We start from the raw sequence: 1,295 nt of genomic DNA on the forward strand, positions 1-1,295 counted from the left end.
TGATCTTGCCCCCGAAGAGTGGAGTTCTTAGCCTATGTTCAAATACGAGCAAGGAGCTAAGACATGTCAGGTAAGCAAACGCGAGCGAAATACACGCAGGAATACAAATTGGAGGCGGTTCGCCAGGTGAGGGCCGGCCAATCGATAGCGGTCACGGCCAAGGTTCTCGGCATTCCCAAGGGTAGTCTTGGGGCCTGGGTACGTCAGAGTGAAAAGGGAGAACTGGCGGCGGGGACGACCGGCAAGCCGGTGGCCGTCACGCCTGAGCAGATGGAGCTGGCTCGGCTGCGGGCGGAGAATGCGCGCCTGAGAATGGAGCGTGATATCGCAAAAAAAGCCGCGGCATACTTTGCGCAGGACGTGTTGCAAGGTATGCCTGGATTTACCAAGTGAGAAAGCACTGGCCAGTGAGTATCTCGTGCGAGGTGCTGGGCGTGAGCGCCAGCGGGTATTTCGCCTGGCGCCAACGGCAGTCAACTCGCCCAGGCTCCGGTGGCCGCCAGAGCGATGAGGCCGTGCTGGCCCACCTACGCGCCATCCATGCCGAGGTCAAGCAGGAATATGGTTGGCCCCGCATGCATAAGGAGCTGCTCGCGCGCGGCGTCAGGGTGGGCAAGGAGCGGGTGCGTCGCCTGATGCAGCGTCATGGCCTGCGCGCGCGCACCAAGCGTAAGTTTGTTGTCACCACTGACAGCAAACATAACTTGCCGGTGGCCGCCGACCTGGTGCAGCGCAGGTTCACCCCTGAGGCGCCGAATCATCTCTGGAGTGGAGACATCACCTATATCGCCACCGATGAGGGGTGGTTGTACCTGGCCGCGGTCATTGACTTGTTCAGCCGCCAGGTGGTGGGCTGGAGCATGGCGCCACACATGCAGACCAGTCTGGTCCAGGACGCCTTGCGGATGGCCTGGTTCCGGCGCCGCCCGGGTCAGGGGGTGATCTTCCATAGTGACCGGGGCAGCCAGTATTGCAGCCATGAGTTCCAGCGCACCATGCGCGACTGGGGCATGCGCTCGTCCATGAGCCGGAAGGGGAATTGCTGGGATAATGCGCCGACCGAAAGCTTCTGGGGACGGCTCAAGACCGCCAGTTTGCACGGAAGAAAGTTCGCCACCCGGCGGGAGGCCATGGACGCGGTGCTGGACTGGATAGCCTTTTATAATCACCGACGGCTGCATTCCACGCTGGGTTATCTCAGCCCCATGCAATACGAGCAACGCTGGCATGCGGCACAGCGTAAAAAGGCCGCATAACCCGAGAGCTAAGAGCTACACCAAACAGGGGCAACATCA

Annotated in this window: 1 protein-coding gene; it reads left to right on the top strand. The window is 60.9% G+C overall.

Annotated elements, in window-relative coordinates; translation table 11 throughout:
* Positions 1 to 63 precede the first annotated feature (63 nt).
* Positions 64 to 1,256 (top strand): IS3 family transposase gene (locus tag ACGLHR_RS51700; RefSeq protein WP_400103883.1). Its coding sequence is split into 2 segments (ribosomal slippage): positions 64 to 328 and positions 328 to 1,256, totalling 1,194 coding nucleotides; the frame shifts between segments, so codons are not numbered across the junction.
* Positions 1,257 to 1,295 lie beyond the last annotated feature (39 nt).

The sequence above is a fragment of the Cupriavidus sp. CuC1 genome (assembly GCF_044627735.1).
GTDB classification, from domain to species: domain Bacteria; phylum Pseudomonadota; class Gammaproteobacteria; order Burkholderiales; family Burkholderiaceae; genus Cupriavidus; species Cupriavidus ulmosensis.